We start from the raw sequence: 20,045 nt of genomic DNA, 5'->3' as shown, positions 1-20,045 counted from the left end.
AATAAATCTTAGCACTAAAGTTCCTTTCTTAATCGTGCAACAGGAATCTGAAGTTGCTCTCTGTATTTAGCAACTGTTCTTCTGGCAATATTGTATCCTTTTTGATTAAGCATTTTCACAAGCTTATCATCTGACAATGGCTTTTTCTTATCTTCTGCATCAACCATCGCCTGAAGCACTGACTTCACTTCTCTATTACTTACGTCTTCACCACTATCTGTTGCAATACCTTCCGAGAAAAAATATTTCAAAGGGTACACTCCAAACTCTGTTTGAATGGCCTTACTATTCGCAACTCTAGAAACGGTAGAGATATCCATGTCGATCCTTTCTGCAATATCTTTAAGAATCATTGGACGTAAATTGGTCTCATCGCCATCCACAAAGAATTCTTTTTGATACATTAATATGGCTTCCATTGTACGCAACAAAGTATTTTGTCTTTGCTTGATCGCATCGATAAACCACTTGGCAGCATCTAGCTTTTGCTTGACAAAAGTTACTGTTTCTTTCAGCTTCTTATCTTTCTTATCACTCTTATCATAGGCATCAAACATCTCAGAATATGATCTTGAAATCCTCAACTCTGGTGCATTTCTGGAATTCAAACTGATTTCCATTTTACCTCCGTTGTTGGTCAAAATAAAATCAGGGATAATATATTGAGTTCTTACCAATCCATCCGAAACCCCTCCTGGCTTAGGATTGAGTTTTGTGATTAGATGTACAGCATCTTTTGTTTCCTCTTCACTCAGGTCACACCTTTTCTGAATCTTGGAGTAGTGCTTTTTAGTAAACTCATCAAAACAATCGTGAATAATCTTAAGCGCATGAATAACCGTAGGATCCTCTGGATGTTCTTTTCTTTCCAACTGTAATGTCAAACATTCCTGAAGGTTCCTTGAGGCAATGCCCGCTGGGTCAAAGGCTTGAATTTTCCTTAAGATCTCCTCTAGTTCATCAATATCAGTCTCTATATTTTGGCTAAAAGCAAGGTCATTAATAATTGCTTCGAGGTCACGACGGATATACCCATCATTTTCAATACTACCAATCAGTTGCTGACCAATAGTCCTTTGTCTATCATCCAGTTTAAGGAAGTTGAGCTGGGAAATTAATTGTTCATGAAGCGAGGAGTTACTAGATAATGGCATTTCCCGATCTTCTTCATCTGAGTTATAATTCCCATCACCCTGCATTTTATATCCTCCATACTCATCATCCAGATAATCATCAATATTCACATCTCGCTCTTCCGGAACTGCTTCTTCTTCATAATTATCCTCGAATTCCTCTTTGGGTTCTTCATCCTTTCCTTCTTCTAAGGCAGGATTAATTTCTAATTCCTCTTCGATCCGGGCATCTAATTCAGCCGTTGGAACCTGCAACAATTTGATAAATTGTATCTGCTGAGGAGATAGTTTTTGAGAAAGTGAATGGCTAAGATTTAGCTTTTGCATTTGTAATCAGATAAAACCTGCATTTGGGTTCAAAAAAGGCCTTTTCTTTTGAAAAAGCCTCATATCCAAAGTTAGGAAAAACAAGCAATTTTTTGATAAAAAGCTTATTTAATCGTTTTTTTGCATTCCACTTAAAAACACTCGGAAATTTGGTTTTCCTTAAATAATAACTCCTAATGGCATTTAACAAACGGGTCAAAATCAAGACCATCCTGGATGAAAGTCCTGTTGGAAAAGAAGTGACACTCATGGGCTGGGTTCGTACGAAGAGAAGTAACAAAAATGTTTCTTTTATCGCCTTAAACGATGGATCCACGATTACCAATTACCAAATTGTCGCAGATCCAACTATTATTTCAGAGGATATTCTGAAAAAATGTGCAACAGGAGCTTGTCTAAAAGTGACAGGAACTGTGGTGGAATCACAAGGTGCAGGACAAGCTTCAGAGCTAAACGCCATCAGCATCCAAGTTTTGGGAGAAGCAGATCCTGAGAAATATCCACTTCAGCCTAAAAGGCATTCTTTAGAGTTTCTAAGAGAAATTGCTCACCTAAGAATGCGTACAAATACTTTCAGCGCGGTTTTTAGAGTAAGACATGCATTAGCCTTCGCAGTTAATAAATATTTTAATGATAAGGGCTTCTTCTACATCCATACGCCTATCATTACCGCTTCTGATGCAGAAGGTGCAGGAGAAACATTTAAAGTAACGACGCTAGATTTAAAAAACCCTCCTCTTACCAAAGATGGAGACATCGACTACCGTGAAGATTTCTTTGAAAGAGAAGCGAACCTTACGGTCTCAGGACAGCTTGAGGGTGAATTGGCTGCAATGGCTTTATCAGAAATCTATACGTTCGGACCTACCTTCCGTGCAGAGAATTCCAATACAGCGAGACACCTTGCTGAGTTTTGGATGATTGAGCCTGAAATGGCTTTCTATGATGCCGAGGACAACCAAGATCTTGCTGAAGATTTCTTGAAGTACATCATTCAATATGCATTGGATAATTGCGGAAGTGATCTTGAATTCTTGGACAAAAGACTTGCTGAAGAAGAAAAAGGCAAGCCTCAGGATCAGAGAAGTGAAATGGGCTTGGTAGAAAAATTAAAGTTTGTCGCAGAAAATGAGTTTGTGAGATTGACCTATACAGAGGCCATCGACATTCTTCGTAACTCTAAACCAAACAAAAAGAAGAAGTTTGCTTACCTAATCGATGAATGGGGTGCTGATTTACAATCTGAGCACGAGCGGTATTTGGTAGAGAAACATTTCAAAAAGCCAGTTATTCTTACTGATTACCCAAAAGAGATCAAGTCATTCTATATGCGTCAGAATGATGACGGCAAAACTGTCGCAGCCATGGATATTCTTTTCCCTGGAATTGGAGAAATCGTGGGTGGCTCTCAACGAGAAGAAAGACTGGATGTCCTAACTCAACGTATGGAAGAGATGAATATCCCACAAGATGAAATGTGGTGGTATTTAGACACCAGAAGATTTGGCGCTACTCCTCATGCAGGCTTTGGGCTAGGTTTTGAGCGAATGGTCTTATTCGTTACGGGTATGAGTAACATTCGAGATGTCATTGCATTCCCAAGAACCCCAGGTAATGCTGAGTTTTAAAAATTCCATCCCCGGTTTATTCTAAGCTGGGGATTTTTTTATTCATATCACCATCCAATAGGTAATCCAGAATAATATAAATCGATAGATTATAAAACTGGGAATAATAAAAAATCCCAATAAGACACTTCTCCACAAAGACCCAATGTTACTAGCATCATAGGCTTTTCTGATTAAGAAATACATATATAAAATAATCACAAGTAGAAAAGTGATGGAAAGTGTCAACTCATTAAAAAATGAATTAAAGGACATACCTAACACATCTCCAAAGAGCATGATTATCCCTGGTAGTAAAACCAGAACAAATAGAATATAAAACCCATAGAAATACGCCGAACCGGCAAGAAAATCCACCAAGAACAGGTTTTTTCTTTTCCAGAAAAGCAGTTTCAGAAACAAGCCTTGGAGCAAAACCAATACAATCAATAAAAGCTTCCCATTAGAAGATGAAATCCCTTCATATTCCAAAGTAAAGGACTCGAGTGATTTTTGACTTTCTTGAAGATAGGATTCTACTATCGGACGGATTGAATTACTATAGGGAAGATTGTTTAATTGAACATCCAAGGTAGTATTGAATGTGGATATAAAAGGAAAAATGAAATAAACCAGGTTTGCAAAAAAGAAAAGCTGAAGTGGCGAAAGGTATTTTTTCCTTATACCCAAAACAAAACTTTTGGTGAGTTCTCCAGGGTTAGTTAGAAGTAATTTAATCGTTTTAAAAAATTTCCCATCAGCAACAAAAACTGAAGAAATGGCCTCTTCCAAAAAATGATTCAGCTTTTTATCTTCACTTTCAATCCTTTTTTCACCGCAATTAGAGCAATATTTACCCTTGAGTTCTACACCGCATCGTACACAAGAATTAACCTTAGATTCCATCGATATGAATTTATTTTCTATCCATGTTGAATTTAAAATTCAATTCAACCCACTCTTTTTAACTGACTACTTTAATTCTTCTAGCTAAAGGAATACATAATAGACTGAATACGATTGCTAGATAACCCACATAATTGAAGTTGGTCAACTCCCCAGAGGTCGTTTCACCAATAATCAAACCTGCAATTAAAGAAGCTACACCAATCGCCAATTGTTGAACTGCTGAATTAAAACTCAAAAAACTGCCACGATTTTCAGGTTTTGCCGTTCCTGTCACCAATGCCGCTGCAGGCACAAACCTGCCATTGGAAGTTACAAAAAACATGGTACTCACTAAAAGTACATATGGAATGGGAGTTTGTCCCAAATGTGTGATGATCCCAATAGGGATCACATTCAAACTCATGAAAATTGTAAATATTTTTAGCTTACCATACTTATCTGAAAGTTTACCTACCCAAGGGGAAGTAAAAATGGTAAAGGCTCCTCCAGCTATGTAGATGTAGGTCAATTGTACCTCTGAAAAACCAATATTTGAAACTGAATAAGGGCTAAGAAATGGGATGATCATAAATTGACCAAACATCATCATCACAGAAAGACTAATTGCCCGCATTTGATTTTTGTCTTGGAGGACTCTGGATACCACCAAAATCGGATTCGGCCTGATATACCCTTGATCTAAATGCTCCCTTATCGAAGGAATAAATTTTAAAATCATTCCCAAGCTAAGAAATGAAACTCCCGCCAAAATAAAAAAAGGAGTATGCCAGTTGGAAATACTGGCCAAAAACAATCCCAGAGGTACTCCTAGCACAGAAGCAGCTGAAAATGCAGCCATTACCAATCCCATAGCAGCACCTCTTCTTACATTTGGAATTACATCCCCTATAATTGCCAATATCAATGCGGAAGTCAATCCTCCAAACAAGCCAGATAGAACTCGGGAAATCAGTAAAATTGAATAGCTTGGAGACAAAGCACAGGCAAGGGTTGCCAAAGTGAATCCTACATAAACCACCAGCAGGATTTTCTTCCGATCAAATCTATCTAAAAAGAAAGCTCCAAAAAAACTCGAAAAGCCCGCACTGAAAGTATAGGAAGAAACTAACAAGCCAAATTCCCTCGGGCTAATTTCAAAAATCCTCATCAATTGAGGACCTAAGGGCATCATGATAATAAAATCCACCATGTGCACAAAATTGATGAGGGCTAAGGTATAGAGTAAAAGTCTTTCGTTTTTCATCTGAAAAATTAGGTAGGTCAACCCCTAAACTATTGTTTGAATGTTATAACCAATCAGGGAATATCCAATAGACGGTAAGTTTCGGGAATAGCATCAATAATATCTGAAGCAATAAGCCCCTTTCTTTTATCTTTTCCAGCGAACTCACCGGCTAAACCATGATGATAAACACCGCAAATTGCTGCATTTTCAGGACTGTAACCTTGTCCTAAATAAGAAGTAATTATTCCTGTAAGCACATCACCCGAGCCTCCTGTAGCCATATATTTCGTTCCTGAGGAATTAAACAATTGTCTTCCATCCGGAAGAGTGATAACGGTATTAGCACCCTTTAGAACCACAATAAGCTGATGCTTGGCAGAAAATTCTTTTACCTTTTCTAAACGCTGCAAATGATTCTCACTTTCTCCTGCCAATCGCTTAAACTCTCCCAGATGCGGTGTCAAAATAGAATTTTTGGGAACAGATTCTAAAAGTTCTTTTTTTCTAGCAAGTATGTTCAAGCCATCCGCATCAATGACAACTGGCTTCTTGTATTCTCCAAGTATTTGCTTTAACAAATGAGCCTTTCCATCTTGACCCCAGCCAGGACCTATTCCCAATGCATCGTAATAGTCAAGATTCGCAATTAAACCCCAGGTGGCCATGGCTTCAGGTACGGCCGTCTGAATAATATGCCTTTCGGTATCTTCCACATGACATGTCACCAATCCCGATCCAGATCGTAGTGCACTTTTTGCACAAAGGATCAAAGCCCCCATTTTTCCTGGGCTTCCACCTGTAATCAATACTTTGCCATAATCTCCTTTGTAGGAGAACCGGTTAAATTGTGGATGAAGCTGTGGAATATCCTTAGCAGAAATGAAAAACTTTTGGGAAGTAAACTCCTGAAATTCATCTTCTGGAATCCCGATATCAACAACTTCCATTTCCCCAACATACGCTGCATTTTCCGGTAGTAGCAAGCTCAACTTTGGGAAGGCAAAAGTCAAAGTATAATCAGCTTTTACTACTACACTATCTGAAGTAGATTCGGATGGCAAACCACTCGGAATATCAACTGCCACTTTGGGGCCAACCATCGCATTGATCTTGTCAATGATGGGAACAGCACTCTCCCTTAGGTTACCTTTCAATCCCACCCCTAAAAACGCATCTATAAACACAGCGTCATGTGGATTACCAATTTCCTCAAGGCTAAGTTTATGAACTGATTTGGGTAATAGATCCCAATTTAGCTTTGCATCGTGAGAGAGTTTATTTTCATCCTCAAAACAAGGAATGACTGTTACCTGAAATTCGTGGTTTACTAAGATTCGGGCAATGGCTAAACCATCTCCACCATTATTCCCTGCGCCACAAAAAATATACACATGCTCCTTACGAAAGGATTTTTGATGTAGAAACCATTTGGTAAAACCAATGGCTGCCAACTCCATCAACTCATGACTGGATTGACCAGAATTTTCTATATGTTTTTTATCAAGTACTTTGACTTGTTCACCTTCAATAATCTTCAGCATCACTTTTATGTTTTACTAGAATTCAATTGAGTTTTGGGAATTGTTACTAATAAAAGGAAGCCTAGTCCCACCAAGAAGAAGATTCCTAATGATAAAGAACTGTTACGCATACTTCCTGTCAATTGCTCAATTACTCCATAGGAAAATGTACCAATTACAATCGCCAATTTCTCTGTCACATCATAAAAACTAAAATAAGATGCATGTTCCGTAGTCGATTCTGGAATCAGTTTAGAAAAGGTAGACCTAGACAGAGACTGAATCCCTCCCATTACCAGACCAACCACTACTGCAAGAGCAAAGAATTCATACACGGAGTAAACATAATAAGCAGCCCCACAGATAAGAATCCAAATCAAAACCATGATTACCAAGCTCGGTTTATTCCCATACTTTTTTGAGATATAAGCAAAAAAGTAACTTCCTATGATGGCTACAAACTGAATGATCAAAATGGTCAAGATCAATTGATCTCCAGGCAAGCCAAGCTCTTTATCTCCAAAACTTGCAGCTAGATACATCACCGTCTGAACGCCCATGGAATAAAAGAAGAATGAGGCCAAGAACTTATTCATCACGCCAATCTTTCGAACCTCAAAAAACACTTTTCTAATTTCTTTATACCCTTTGGATAAAATTTCTCGGGTCACATTTCTACCATAGGGATTTTTGGGTAATACGTTGAAGGTAATTTGAGCAAATCCAGCCCACCAAATACCTGTAATTAAAAAGGAAAGTCTAGCTGCAATCCCATCATCAGGAATACCGAAAGATGATGGAAACTGAATCATCAATAAATTCACCACCAGAAGAATTACGGATCCTATGTAGCCCAAAGCAAAACCTTTGGCACTTAAAAAGTCATACTCTTTCTCCTCCGATATTTCAGGCAAATAGGCATTATAGAACACAATACTTCCTGCGTACCCAATACTTGCCAGCACACTAGCAATGACACCAAATTCAAGATTACTCCCATCAAAGAAAAATAACCCCACACAGGAAATAGAACCCATATAGGCAAAGAATTTCATAAAACCCAGTTTCTTTCCTGTCGAATCCGCGATTCCAGAAAGCAAGGGAGAAATCAGGGCAATAACTAAAAAAGAGAAGGAAATAGAATAGGAGTATAAGACCGTATTGATCATATCTATTCCAAAGAAACTAACTAAATCCGATCCGTCTGAGGACTTGGTTACGCTGTTATAATAAACAGGGAAAATGGTAGAAGTGATGACAAGGCTATATACCGAATTGGCCCAATCATACATTGCCCAACCGTTTTGGACCTTCTTTTTATTCTTAAGAGTTGCTAGCATGAGTATAAACAAAAAAAGCTACCCCAAATTAAGGGATAGCTTTCTATTTACAGAGTAGTATTTATTAGTTATTTGCCACTTTCCCAACGGAAGCGTAAAGAACTCTTCGGGCATCTGCTTCTCTAAGCTCAGTCTGAACATCAGAGATAGGACCCATTTTTACATCTTTATCCACTTTCAAAGAAATGGTAATTCCTCCACGATCTGCTTCAGGTAGTAAATCTCTTTCCTGGTTTACCCATTGAACAATATCACTTGGATTCATCAACGCATCGTTTGCCTGAATTCTTGGTTCAGAACCATACAAGGCTACGTTTTTTGGCTTTCCAATGAACATGTAAGAGATCAACGTTTTCTTCTGCAATTTCTGAAGCTGGGTAGCTTGAGGAATCTTTTGCTCAACCAATATCTCCTGATCTCTCAACACGGTAGTTACCATGAAGAAGAAAAGAAGCATGAAGATAATATCCGGCAACGCCGACGTTGGGATATTCTCAGAGACTTTATTTTTCTTTCCGAACTTTCCCATATTAATTACTTCCTAGTTTATCTGGTTCTGCAATGGAAATCTGCATCGCAATGCCTTCTTTCCCTTTGTCTATAAGCGCTTGTTCTGCGTCATCTTTACCACCAAGAGCTCTGTACTCATCTGTTGTTAAGTTCGCTCTAGTTGCATAGATATCGAAGTACGCTTTTTTCACCAAGTCAAGGACTTCTAGGTATTTTTCATAGCTAGTACCTCTGTTTGTCTTGATGGAAACAACGGCTTCACTTGGATGATCCGAAGATTCAGGATTTCTTGCTGCTTCTGCTTGAAGAGATGCGGGCAAGGAATTGTAAAGAGCAGCTGCTTCTTCATCCGGAGCTCCGAAGTTCAAAACAAAAGCCTTCACATCTTTGTCTAATCCATCGGCATTTTCTCTGTACTCTCCTTCTACAAGAAGATCATCGTTCGCGTTGACAAGAATGGTGTAAATATTACGCTCATTCTTTTGAATGTCTGGTGGCGGAACGTTAGGATCCACTTTAGGTGGAAGTACGTTCAAAATACCCTTATCTGATGCAATAGTAGTAGTGACGAGAAAGAAGATCAGGAGCAAGAAAGCTATGTCTGCCATAGAACCTGCATTGACCTCCTGGACCATTCTATTTTTCTTTCTAGCCATATTACTTTATCGCTTTATTTAATTCAGTAAATACGATTCCTACCAAGGCAACAATCGCAAGGATGTACGTAGTGATCAACATTCCACCTACCAACTGAGAACTTCCCGGTGTTAGGTTAAAAGGATCAGCTTCAAATTTTGGAAGTACTTCATTACTTGATATTGAATAAGCAATAAAGAACAACACCGCAATGCCTACGATACCTACTACTGTCTTCAACAAGCTTTTTGGATTATCCAAAGACTTGATCAAAGGCATTACAATTGCAACGAATGCTCCAACCGCAATGAGTAAGTAACTACCGTATAATAAAATGTCATAAGTATCCATAATGTAGCTTTCTTTGGGGTTAACTTAATTTATTGAAACGCAAGGTTTTGACGGCTTACTTACCAGTCAATTTGTGCTTCACTAAGATGTCCACCAAAGTAATTGATGCATCTTCCATGTCGTTAACCAAAGAGTCAATTTTTGCAACACAATAGTTGTAGAACAACTGAAGGATAATCGCAACGATCAAACCAGCAACTGTTGTTAAAAGGGCAATTTTAATACCTCCAGCAACCAAAGATGGAGAAATATCACCGGCAGCCTCAATAGAGTCAAATGCACCGATCATACCAATTACTGTACCCATGAAACCCAACATTGGAGCAAGAGAGATAAACAAAGAGATCCAAACTAGACCTTTTTCCAATCTACCCATTTCAACAGAACCGTAAGCAATAATAGATTTCTCTACCATTTCGATACCTTCTGAGTATCTCATTAGTCCTTGAGTAAAAATAGAAGCAACTGGGCCTTTTGTGCCTTTAGTTACATCCTTGGCAGCTTCTACTCCACCTGAAGATAGCGCATCTTCAACTTTTGCCAATAATTTCTTGGTGTTTGTAGTAGAAAGGTTCAAAGTGATGATTCTTTCAAGAGCTACAGCAAGACCTAAGATTAAACAGATCAATACTGGAGTCATGTACAAAGGATCTCCCTCAATAAACTTCTCTTTTACTACTTGGTGGAAGCTTTGCTCCTCTGCGACGATCTCGTCGTCTACAATTGTGGATGATGCAGCAGGTTCTTCTACTACAGGAGCCATTTCTTCTTGAGCTGCAGAATCAGCTTCTGCTTCTTGTGCGTTTGCGAAAACAGGAACAAACATGATACCTGCAAGCATGAACAAAGCGATTAACTTTCTCATAATTTGATTTTTAAATAGACTTTTGATAAAGGTTAAATGGTTTCTTCACTAAAATCGAGTTTTAAAGTTATCATTTTTTAATTTCAAAAAACAATGGACTCTTTTAGATTTTTTGGAAAAATCCCGCTTTCAAACTGAAAACGGAGCAATTTTTACACGAGCGGAATATATTCCTTTGGACTGTAAAAGGTTCTATAATCTCAATACTTTCGGTAATTTCTTTCAAATATCTAGAAAATAAAGCTCAATCCAATCTTTTTAGAGCCTTTGTCTCAAATATTTAAATAGAGATAAAACATCTCTACCTAAACGTTTATAAGCCTTTTAAAACTTTTCGATTTCGTAAGTAAGTTACAAAAAATGATTCGCTATCCATTTCTCAAACAAACTTTCCTAAAATCTTTTAACATTAATTATTCTTTAATCTTCTTATTTCACGTTAAATAAATTTTACACTTCGCCCAAATCTTAATAGTATATCCTGAAACTCTGGCTCTTCTATCTTATTGCTCCGAAATCCAGACTTCAAAATTCACTATGCTTATTCAGGACTAAGGGAAAAAGTCCTAATTTCAATTCTCTACTTTAAACAACAGTAATTTGCTCCGATCTTTATTCTTCTTGTTTTTATTAAGCTTCATTTTATCAGCTTGCCAAAAATCCTCTTCTGAAAATATCAAGAGTTCAGAATTCAGGATGCTGAAGGATAAACTGGAGGATATGGAAGGCAATGCATTTAAGTTGTCCGATTCTGAAGATCAAAAACTAGTGGTGCATTTTTGGGCTACCTGGTGTAAACCTTGTATCGAGGAACTTCCAGCTTTGGAAAAAGCAGAGTTAACCTTAGAGCAAAATAATTTCAGGGTACTCTTAGTATCAGAAGAGACTACAGAAGAAATCAACGATTTTCTGGAGAAAAAGAAAATTGACCTTGAATCCTTTCGATATAAAGAAGCGCTCACAAACCTGAAAATTTATGCCCTCCCCACCACATTTGTATTCAATGAAAAAGGTGAAAAAACTTTTTCCAAAACAGGCAGAATAAATTGGGGTTCAGAAGAAGAGATTCAGGAAATATTAAATCTTCCCAAATGAAGTTACATAAGTCATTTCACCTAGGATTTATCCTTGCTGTTTTATTTTCATGCGCTGAGTCGAAAAAAGAAGATGCTTCTTTAAAAGCAATCCCATTCCCTGATACCGAGCAAACTTCTCTTCCCTATCTTTTTACAGGATCAGATGGGCCGGTGATTTCTTGGGTAAAAAAACTTAATGACTCTACTACTGAGTTGCGATATTCTCAATTGACAGATAATCAATGGCAAGTACCCAAGAAAATTACCCAAGGTTCTGATTGGTTTATCAACTGGGCAGATTTTCCATCCATTACTGAAAACAAGGGTCACTTGATGACTCATTTTCTTCAAAAATCATCCAGAGGAACGTATTCATATGATGTGAAGCTGAACCTATTAAAGAATAATGATTCAAGCTGGAAAATAAATCTACCTCTACATACCGATTCTACTTTCACCGAACATGGGTTTGTCTCTGCTGTACCTTATAGTACCGATTCCTTTTTTATCACTTGGCTAGACGGAAGAAACACTGGAATGTCGGAAGGGCATGATCATGATGAACATGGAGGAGGCGCTATGTCGATTCGAGCAGCTACAGTTCATTTGGATGGAAGCATTACCGATGAAGTTGAGTTAGATTCCAGGACCTGCGATTGCTGTCAAACTACCACTGCCATCACCGAGAATGGACCTATCGTGGTATATCGAGATCGATCTGATTCAGAAGTTCGGGACATTTATATCACACGATTAGTTGATGGCCATTGGGCCACACCTAAACCGGTTCATTCAGACGGCTGGGAAATCAATGGATGTCCAGTAAACGGTCCCAAAGTAGATGCAAAAGGTAAAACTGTGGTTGTAGCCTGGTTTACCGGAGTAAATAATGAACCCAAAGTAAAGGTAGCCTTTTCAAGAAACGCTGGGGAATCTTTTAGCGCGCCAATCCAAGTCAGTGGCTCAGATGCATTAGGAAGAGTGGATGTAGCACTTTTGGATGATCACTCAGCAATCCTAACCTGGATGGAAACTGAAGGAGAGGAAACTTATTTTAAAGCTGCAAAAGTTACCGATGGAGGAATGGGCAATCCTATTCAGATCACTCCAATAGATCCTGCCCGCAAGAGCGGCTTCCCTCAAATGGAAATTTTTAAAGAGAACATCTACTTTGCCTGGACGGAAGTTATTGGAGATCAAAATCAGGTGAAGACTGCTAGTCTAGCAAAAACGGCTTTTTAATAAAGGGTTTGATACATAAAAAGATCTATTCTCTCAGAATCCCAACTCCTAAGTTTGACAAATTGAAATAAGAGAGCCATGCCGCACGACCTCTCGCGAATCTCCCTACAGTGAACTTTACTTCTTGGGCTAAGAAGCAAAAAGCCCTTTCGCTAGGCGAAAAGGCTTGTTTTGCAGAGAGGAAGGGATTGGCTTCGCCTTTCCCAAAGGGGAGGTGGGCTGCAACCCAAGCCTACTCACTTCATTCGTTTTGGTCTTTTTGCTCATTAGCCACTCAAGCAAGCTTGACGGCTAAAAAGCAAAAAGCCCTTTCGCTAGGCGAAAAGGCTTGTTTTGCAGAGAGGAAGGGATTCGAACCCTCGATACCCTCACGGGTATACACGCTTTCCAGGCGTGCTCCTTCAACCACTCGGACACCTCTCTGTAGGATTAATCTAGACTTGCCTTTGCAAATCGGAGTGCAAAGAAAAATATTATTAAATCCGTTTCCAAGACTTACTTGAAAAAATCCTGATTTTAACTTTTAGGCTGTCATTTCACCGGCCATAGGCACGACCAATTTCTTTTTGACTTCTTCTGTAGATTGATGTTGACCCAGCAAAAAGATCAGTTTTGTTACGGCAGCTTCTGTGGTCATATCTGTTCCACTGATCACTCCCACATTAAGCAGCTCTTTACTGGTTTCATACCTCCCCTGGATCACTCGACCCCCATTACATTGAGAAACATTCAAAATGATTAATCCTTTCTTCACAGCTTTGGCCAAAGACTCCATAAACCAACCCTCACTGGGAGAGTTTCCTGATCCATAGGTCTCCAAAACAACTCCTCGAAGCCCTTTTATCGCAAAGCAGGCATCCATAATATCCGCTGTAATGCCTGGGAAAAGCTTAAGAACCATCACACGATTGTCAAGCTTGTTGATATAAACCAACTCCTCTTGTGGCTGATAAGGTCGAATAGCAGCGGTATTGTAATCAATGACAATTCCTGCCTCAGCCAGAGGAGGGAAGTTCTCTGACTCAAATGCATCAAAATGGACTGACTGTACTTTTTTGGATCTATTTCCACGCAAAAGCATATGATTAAAGAAAATACATACTTCAGGAACAATCGGCTTACCATTAATTTTTGCAGTAGCGATCTCTAAAGAGGTCATCAAATTTTCCCTTGCATCTGAACGCATAGCAGAAATGGGCAGCTGTGCTCCCGTAAAGATCACCGGCTTATTCAATCCCTGTAGCATATAACTCATCATGGATGCAGAATATGCCATCGTATCCGTACCATGCAATACCACAAATCCATCGTAGCTATCATAGTTTTCATAGACGATATAAGCCATGTCCTTCCAGTGACTCATGGACACATTGGATGAATCAATAGGTTCGGGAAATGAAATCACGGTAATCGCAATATTCATATTCGAGAGAATAGGTATTTTCTCCAGAATCTGACCAAAATTAAACGGGACAAGAGAACCTGAATCATCATATGCCATCCCTAAAGTTCCTCCCGTATAAATAATCAATACCGATGAGGTTTTGCTTGTGCGAAGCCCTGTATTTAATCTTACTATCTTATAATTCATTGCTCAAGCTCCCTGAATAAGTTCAATGCATTCAATTTCGTTTTTTTCGCCACCTCTTCCTTCGAAATCGACAGGTAATCTCCGATTTTCTCTGCGATAAGTGGCAAGTAAGCCGGTGAGTTTCTTTTCCCTCTATTGGGAACAGGCGCCAAATAGGGCGCATCTGTTTCCAAAACTAGACTCTCTAAACCAATCTCTGGAATTACTTTATCTAAACCTCCATTTTTAAAGGTAGCAACTCCTCCAATTCCTAACAGGAATCCAAGGTCTATAATTTCATTTGCCTGACTTACTGATCCGGTGAAACAGTGGAAAATGCCTTTTAAGTTTCCATCCTGTTCCTCTTTGATAATTTCAATGGTTTCATCCATCGATTCTCTACAATGCAAAACAATAGGAAGTTCCATTTTCTTTGCCCAGGAAATCTGAATTTTCAATGCTTCCTTTTGTTGTTCGAAAAAAGTTTTATCCCAATAAAGATCCAAGCCAATCTCTCCAACTGCAGCAAATGGACGCTTATTTAACCAGTCTTCCATCACGCGGAGTTGCTCATGAAAATCCTCCTTCACATCACATGGGTGTAATCCCATCATCGGAATACACAAATCAGGGTACTTTTGCTCACACTCCAGCATGGCATCTATCGTTTCCACATCCACATTGGGCATATAGACACGTTCGATTCCAGCATTTCGGATATCCTCTATCACCTGATCCCTGTCAGCATCAAATTTCTTAGAGTAAATATGGGCATGTGTTTCTATTAGGTTCATGGGTATTGTCTCGATTTCCACGTGATTTTGGAAGGCCAAAAATAATAAAGAATAGTAAGTGTGCTTGCAAGCAAATAATAAAAATCATATAAAAGTAGCCAAGCCCAGAAAAGTCTCCTTCCGGCTCTCTTGGAAACTTGAATTAAAAACAAGGATTGTAGAAGAATCTTTACTACCCAAATGGAAAGCCCAAAGGCAATATTCTGAACAAATAAGTAGGTAATTGCAATGAAAAATAAGAGATGGGTACCCAAGGCTAGTTTCCATCCCAAAGGCAAAGTCAATACACCTTTCATCCATCGCGTACGTTGACTCAAAAGGCCCTTCCAGGAATTCTCCTCTTTGGTAAAAACAAGCATATTAGGACTTACTTGCTGATGCACCTCATAGCCCGAATCCTTTATTAATCTGGCGATTTCCAAATCCTCTGTTAAAGTTGGTGGAATGCCGGGAAAACCTCCCGAAGTCAAATATGCCTCTCTGGAAATAACCATATTGTTGCCTAGTCCAGTGGTGTGTCCACCCCAATCCGACACAATCTTGATGATTCCTAGGGTGTTCCACCAATCCAATTTTTGAAATTCTCCCAATAAGGATTGGGGTACCACCTCTGTGACTCCATTGAGAACCCCCGTGTTTTTGCCCATGCTTTGGACACCTTCTAAAATCCAATTAGGGTTTACTTGGCAATCCGAATCAGTAAAAAACAAATAATCCCCTTGAGCCTTTTCTCCCATCCATGCCAAAGCATTAGCTTTTCCATTTAAATGAGCTTTTCTGACAGTTTGAGTATCCAAAACAAAAAGCTGACGATTACCCTCTTGGGCACACCATTTTTCTAAGATCATATTAGTCTGATCCGTACTTTCATCATCGGCCAGGAGGAATTCTATTTTCTCTTGGGGGTACTGAAGCTTTTCAAGGGATGCCAGTAGTGAAGGCAAGGTTTTCTCTTCATTTCTAGAAGATATTAACACAGAAACTTTTGGCAATACCTTGGGTGTAGCAGATGAAAAATTCACCCAAAAAAGCTTTGCCCGTAAGAGCAATATCACATACTGAACAGGGAGTAATCCTGCCAGAATGATTGCAAAAAAGATTATGGTAGTATCGCTGTCCTCCACCCCTTTTCTTGAATAAAGTCTAAATACGCCGGTAAAATTTCTGGTAAATTATGCCGCGTTTTTTCCTGGTCGTGAAATAATACCACTGATCCAGCCCTCGTATTTTTCACGGTCTCTTCCAATATCGTATGGGTCTGGAGACTCAAATCATAATCCCCACTCAAAACACTCCACATGATAATTTTTTTTGACTCCGCTACTTTTGAAGCTTGTGATGGGCCGATTAACCCATAGGGAGGGCGAAACAGATGCGTTTGAGTCTGGAGTACTTCCTGAATGATACGATCACAGTCTTGAATGTCTTTCAGATAAGCCTCTTTACCTGTCTTCCAACCATTGAAATGATGAAAGGTATGGTTCCCTATCTGATGCCCAGCTTTCAAAACCTCAGTAGCCAATTCCGGATGCTTTTTGATATTATCCCCTACCATAAAGAAACTTGCTTTCATTTCTCTTTTGGCAAGCTCATTCAAAACAAAATCTGTGATTCCAGGCACAGGACCATCGTCAAAGGTGAGAAACACCTCATTTGAATTGCTTTCCATATCCCAAATCCGATTTGGAAAAAGTTTCTGTACGGGCTTTGGAACGGTATGAAAAACCATGGCTATCGAACGCTAATGCTCAGCAAAGTCAAATCGTCTCTCAGCGGAATATCTTCAGAAAACGCTCTCATTTCTTTAAAGAATTCACGATGAAAATCATCTGGATCTACACATAGATGCTCGTCCACAAACTTCTCTAATCTTTCTTCCCCATATTCCTCTTCCTCCTTATTGAGCGCTTCAGTCAATCCATCAGTATACAAGTGAATGGTGAATTGATTTAAGTTTTCCCGGACTCCCACTTCAATAAAAGGAAGCTCCTCAAATGCCCCCAAAATAGTGGTTCCTGCATCCAGTTGCTCACTTTCCTTTTTCTCATCGAAACATAGAATCGGAGGATTGTGGCCTGCATTTACATAATGGAGCTTCTTGGTTTTGAAATTATAATACCCCAGAAAGAAAGTGATAAATCGCTCTCCTTTTGTGTTTTCAAAAAGTGTAAAATTCAGTTGATTGACTATCATTTTCAAATCAGCATCACTTCGAAGCAGGGTTCGTAAGGTGGCTTGAAAATTTGACATCAATAAGGCTGCAGAAAACCCTTTTCCTGACACATCCGCGATACAGAAAAACACCTCATCTTCTGTTCGTTGGATTAAATCATAATAATCTCCACCCACCATGCTGTGTGGGAAATAGGTGACTTTAGCTTTTAAATCCTCGGTATCTGGCAGTTCTGCCGGAAACAGCATCTGCTGCACCTGGCTAGCAATCGCAATCTCTCTATTTAAAACCTCTTGTTGTAATTGCTTTCTTGCAAAGCGTTTATTCTCCAAAGCAACAACCAAAATATTGGTCAATGCCTCTGTGAAATCTAAATCTAAACTTTGGTCGAGATCTTTCCTTTTCAAAAACAAAATAGCCAGCATCTTATCTTTGTGATAAACTGGAAGGTAGGTCTCTAATTCCCTAAAAGAGAATTCATCAGCAAGCTCTATTCGAAGCTGTCCGGAGGATTTTTCATCTTGAATATCATCAAGAGGAATTAGCTGAGGCACTTTTGCTTTGACTCCATGAGAAATCATTTTCTCAAAAGCCCCATCCTTCGCCAGATATAAGACCAATGCTTTAATATTCAAATGCACCAAACAGGTAAACTTGAAAATATTGCTCAAAACTACCTCAGACTGATTCTCATTAATCGCCTGAGTGATTTCCAATAAAGCCTTTAGCTCTAACTCTTTACGTTGATATTTAAAAGTTTCTGTATCCAATGATTAAATCGTGTTATGAGCCATAAGCCCCTTTTTAGTCGCTAGAAAATATAATTTACTGCCTTCCTCCTGGATGTTCACCTGATAAAAGCATTCCTCATCCGGACTTTTCAGGCATTTTATCAAGCCCCGCTTGTACAAGCTTTCTAGTGACTCTAGAATTACCTTTTCCTCCCAACCCAATGTCTCTTGTAAGTATTGAAAGGGTTGCACAAAGTACAATTCATCCATCAAATCAAATTCCCGGTCTGTCATGTTTTTTCAATCTTTGATAATGCGAGATTCTTTCTGCCTTTCCAACTGTACTTCCCTCGAATCAACCCAATCCCAATTCCAAGCACATAAAATGGATGAATAAATGAAGTCAAGATTAGGTTACTCAAAGATAAGGGAGTATTCAGACTTCTTGTAATCCTTCCGAAAGCTAGTGCTTCTCCCACAATTTTAATTCCCCAGACCGCAAGAAATATCATGCCCCCTTCCCAATCTAAAGTCAGCAATACAAAAGAGGATATCCAGAATAACTGCATCAAAAACGGTAGGAAAGCAGACAAAATATGAAAGCTTGACTCATGCGCTTTCCATTTTCCTGCCCATCGAATTCGTTGGTTAAACAATGAGCTCCAATTTGACTCTGCTTGGGTTTTCACCAAAGACTGCTGAAACGGCAGGTATTGAATTGCCTCAGGGCCAAAATGTGAAACCATCTTTTTAAGCAAAAACTCATCGTCTCCAGACCAATATTTTTCATTTCCAGAATAACCATTTACCTTTTCAAAAGCAGTTTTTCTATACATCATATTCGCCGCACTGCACATGATTGGCCTCTCTTTTTGTATCGCAAAATTGCTGACCATCAATATGCTCAACCAGTCTATTTTTTGAAATTTAGACAGGAATTGCTCATTTTCTTCACAGAGAACTGGACCGGCAACCAGCTGAATTTTAGGATCACTAAAGGGAGCCATTAAGGTTTCTAACCAATCCTGAGGCCAGTTACAATCAGCATCAGTACAGAGAATCAATTCTCCGGAAGCAATAGAAACCGCTTGAGAAATGGCAGTTTTCTTACCAACTCCCACCCCTCTGAGAATTTTCACATGCTCTTCCCCTTCTAATTCAGCAGTTAGGAGATCAAAAGTTTGATCTTCACTATGATCATCTACCAATATCACTTCTAAATAGGGATAGTCCAGATTTCTTATTTGCGACACTAGGGAGGGAACTCTAAGAGCTTCATTGCGACAAGCAATTACTAAACTGATAGGAATTTTTGACTTTGGGAGTTCAAGACTTTTTACCGCTTTAGGCCAAGTCCTAGCCATCAACCAAAGTAGCAGGCAGTAACAGAGAATTCCTATCAGGTAAAATTTTAGCATCTTTTGGGCTAACTTGCGAAGGTGAGTAAAGAAGTGAAAAATCCCACGAAGGAAAAAATAATTTTAGGCATAGACCCTGGTACCAATGTGATGGGCTATGGTTTGATCAAGACTGAAGGCAAAAAATACGAGCTGCTTCAATATGGTGTGATCCATTTGAAAAAATATGGGACTCACGAACTGAAATTGAAGAAGATTTTTGAGAGAATTTCTGGAATAATTGAGGAATTCTTACCCGATTCGGTTGCTTTGGAAGCACCTTTCTACGGAGTAAACGTACAATCCATGCTCAAATTAGGAAGAGCGCAGGGAGTAGCCATGGCAGCTGCTTTAGCCAGAGAAATACCGATCACCGAATATTCCCCTAAGAAGGTCAAGCAATCTGTGACTGGAAATGGGAATGCTTCCAAAGAACAGGTAGCAGCCATGCTACAAACTTTATTTGATTTGAAAGAGCTCCCCAAAATGCTGGATGCAACCGATGCTTTGGCTGTAGCCTTATGTCATCATTTTCATGAAGGCCGTGTACAGACAAGAGGAAGAAGTAAGGGCTGGAAATCATTCATTGAAGACAATCCAGACAGAGTGAAAAAATAAAAACCTGACTTTCGCCAGGCT

At 39.1% G+C, this 20,045-nt stretch carries 20 protein-coding genes and 1 tRNA gene; 4 read left to right on the top strand and 17 right to left on the bottom strand.

Annotated features, from left to right (window positions below):
- Positions 1-14: 14 nt before the first annotated feature.
- Positions 15-1,460 carry an RNA polymerase factor sigma-54 gene (gene rpoN, locus ALPR1_RS05265; RefSeq protein ID WP_008198975.1) on the bottom strand — a complete coding sequence of 482 codons (1,446 nt, stop codon included), beginning with the start codon at positions 1,458-1,460 and terminating at the stop codon, positions 15-17.
- 176 nt (positions 1,461-1,636) lie between these two features.
- Here rpoN and asnS point away from each other — a divergent pair, with 176 nt between their 5' ends.
- A complete protein-coding gene (asnS, locus tag ALPR1_RS05255; RefSeq protein WP_008198973.1) occupies positions 1,637-3,088 on the top strand; it encodes an asparagine--tRNA ligase in 1,452 nt (483 codons plus the stop codon).
- A gap of 42 nt (positions 3,089-3,130) precedes the next feature.
- On the opposite strand, the gene ALPR1_RS05250 is transcribed toward asnS, so the two are convergent.
- From ALPR1_RS05250 to ALPR1_RS05215, 8 genes are all read right to left on the bottom strand, one after another.
- Positions 3,131-3,973 (bottom strand): DUF3667 domain-containing protein, encoded by an 843-nt coding sequence (locus ALPR1_RS05250; RefSeq protein WP_008198971.1) that lies wholly within the window; start codon positions 3,971-3,973, stop codon positions 3,131-3,133.
- A 58-nt stretch (positions 3,974-4,031) separates the two neighbouring features.
- Entirely contained in the window at positions 4,032-5,219 is a 1,188-nt protein-coding gene (locus ALPR1_RS05245) for an MFS transporter (protein ID WP_008198970.1), read from the bottom strand.
- Positions 5,220-5,272: 53 nt separating this feature from the next.
- Positions 5,273-6,742, bottom strand: a complete 1,470-nt coding sequence (locus ALPR1_RS05240) for a bifunctional ADP-dependent NAD(P)H-hydrate dehydratase/NAD(P)H-hydrate epimerase (RefSeq protein ID WP_050776366.1) — start codon at positions 6,740-6,742, stop codon at positions 5,273-5,275.
- A gap of 5 nt (positions 6,743-6,747) precedes the next feature.
- Entirely contained in the window at positions 6,748-8,061 is a 1,314-nt protein-coding gene (locus tag ALPR1_RS05235; protein ID WP_008198965.1) for an MFS transporter, read from the bottom strand.
- 64 nt (positions 8,062-8,125) lie between these two features.
- A complete protein-coding gene (locus tag ALPR1_RS05230) occupies positions 8,126-8,590 on the bottom strand; it encodes an ExbD/TolR family protein (protein WP_008198963.1) in 465 nt (154 codons plus the stop codon).
- Position 8,591: 1 nt separating this feature from the next.
- Positions 8,592-9,227, bottom strand: a complete 636-nt coding sequence (locus ALPR1_RS05225) for an ExbD/TolR family protein (RefSeq protein WP_008198961.1) — start codon at positions 9,225-9,227, stop codon at positions 8,592-8,594.
- Position 9,228: 1 nt separating this feature from the next.
- On the bottom strand, positions 9,229-9,558 hold the full coding sequence (locus ALPR1_RS05220) for a hypothetical protein (RefSeq protein ID WP_008198960.1): 330 nt from the start codon (positions 9,556-9,558) through the stop codon (positions 9,229-9,231).
- Between the two features lie 55 nt (positions 9,559-9,613).
- Positions 9,614-10,423 (bottom strand): MotA/TolQ/ExbB proton channel family protein, encoded by an 810-nt coding sequence (locus ALPR1_RS05215; protein WP_008198958.1) that lies wholly within the window; start codon positions 10,421-10,423, stop codon positions 9,614-9,616.
- 600 nt (positions 10,424-11,023) lie between these two features.
- On the opposite strand from ALPR1_RS05215, the gene ALPR1_RS05210 reads away from it, so the two are divergent.
- Positions 11,024-11,518, top strand: a complete 495-nt coding sequence (locus tag ALPR1_RS05210; protein ID WP_153231768.1) for a TlpA family protein disulfide reductase — start codon at positions 11,024-11,026, stop codon at positions 11,516-11,518.
- Positions 11,515-12,741 carry a hypothetical protein gene (locus ALPR1_RS05205; protein WP_008198956.1) on the top strand — a complete coding sequence of 409 codons (1,227 nt, stop codon included), beginning with the start codon at positions 11,515-11,517 and terminating at the stop codon, positions 12,739-12,741. The genes ALPR1_RS05210 and ALPR1_RS05205 overlap by 4 nt, the downstream gene beginning before the upstream one ends.
- Before the next feature lie 336 nt (positions 12,742-13,077).
- Here the strand turns inward: ALPR1_RS05205 and ALPR1_RS05200 are convergent.
- The 8 genes from ALPR1_RS05200 to ALPR1_RS05165 form a co-directional block, all read right to left on the bottom strand.
- Positions 13,078-13,164 (bottom strand) — tRNA-Ser (locus ALPR1_RS05200).
- Positions 13,165-13,264: 100 nt separating this feature from the next.
- On the bottom strand, positions 13,265-14,332 hold the full coding sequence (locus ALPR1_RS05195) for an asparaginase (RefSeq protein ID WP_008198955.1): 1,068 nt from the start codon (positions 14,330-14,332) through the stop codon (positions 13,265-13,267).
- Positions 14,329-15,105 (bottom strand): TatD family hydrolase, encoded by a 777-nt coding sequence (locus tag ALPR1_RS05190; protein WP_008198954.1) that lies wholly within the window; start codon positions 15,103-15,105, stop codon positions 14,329-14,331. Before ALPR1_RS05190 ends, ALPR1_RS05195 begins: the two co-directional genes overlap by 4 nt.
- A complete protein-coding gene (locus ALPR1_RS05185) occupies positions 15,102-16,127 on the bottom strand; it encodes a glycosyltransferase family 2 protein (RefSeq protein ID WP_161599218.1) in 1,026 nt (341 codons plus the stop codon). The genes ALPR1_RS05190 and ALPR1_RS05185 overlap by 4 nt, the downstream gene beginning before the upstream one ends.
- Before the next feature lie 77 nt (positions 16,128-16,204).
- Positions 16,205-16,774 carry a polysaccharide deacetylase family protein gene (locus ALPR1_RS05180; protein ID WP_237701615.1) on the bottom strand — a complete coding sequence of 190 codons (570 nt, stop codon included), beginning with the start codon at positions 16,772-16,774 and terminating at the stop codon, positions 16,205-16,207.
- A 62-nt stretch (positions 16,775-16,836) separates the two neighbouring features.
- Positions 16,837-18,048: a PP2C family protein-serine/threonine phosphatase gene (locus tag ALPR1_RS05175; protein ID WP_008198950.1), complete on the bottom strand. Its 1,212-nt coding sequence runs from the start codon at positions 18,046-18,048 to the stop codon at positions 16,837-16,839.
- Positions 18,049-18,051: 3 nt separating this feature from the next.
- Entirely contained in the window at positions 18,052-18,303 is a 252-nt protein-coding gene (locus ALPR1_RS05170) for a hypothetical protein (protein WP_008198949.1), read from the bottom strand.
- On the bottom strand, positions 18,300-19,427 hold the full coding sequence (locus tag ALPR1_RS05165) for a glycosyltransferase family 2 protein (RefSeq protein ID WP_008198948.1): 1,128 nt from the start codon (positions 19,425-19,427) through the stop codon (positions 18,300-18,302). The genes ALPR1_RS05170 and ALPR1_RS05165 overlap by 4 nt, the downstream gene beginning before the upstream one ends.
- 21 nt (positions 19,428-19,448) lie before the next feature.
- Between ALPR1_RS05165 and ruvC the strand changes: the two genes are divergently transcribed.
- A complete protein-coding gene (ruvC, locus tag ALPR1_RS05160) occupies positions 19,449-20,024 on the top strand; it encodes a crossover junction endodeoxyribonuclease RuvC (RefSeq protein WP_008198947.1) in 576 nt (191 codons plus the stop codon).
- Positions 20,025-20,045: the final 21 nt, after the last annotated feature.

It is taken from the genome of Algoriphagus machipongonensis, from assembly GCF_000166275.1.
GTDB classification, from domain to species: Bacteria; Bacteroidota; Bacteroidia; order Cytophagales; family Cyclobacteriaceae; genus Algoriphagus; species Algoriphagus machipongonensis.
The sequence above is the reverse complement of the archived record's forward strand: the minus strand, read 5'-3'. Positions and strand labels throughout refer to the sequence as shown.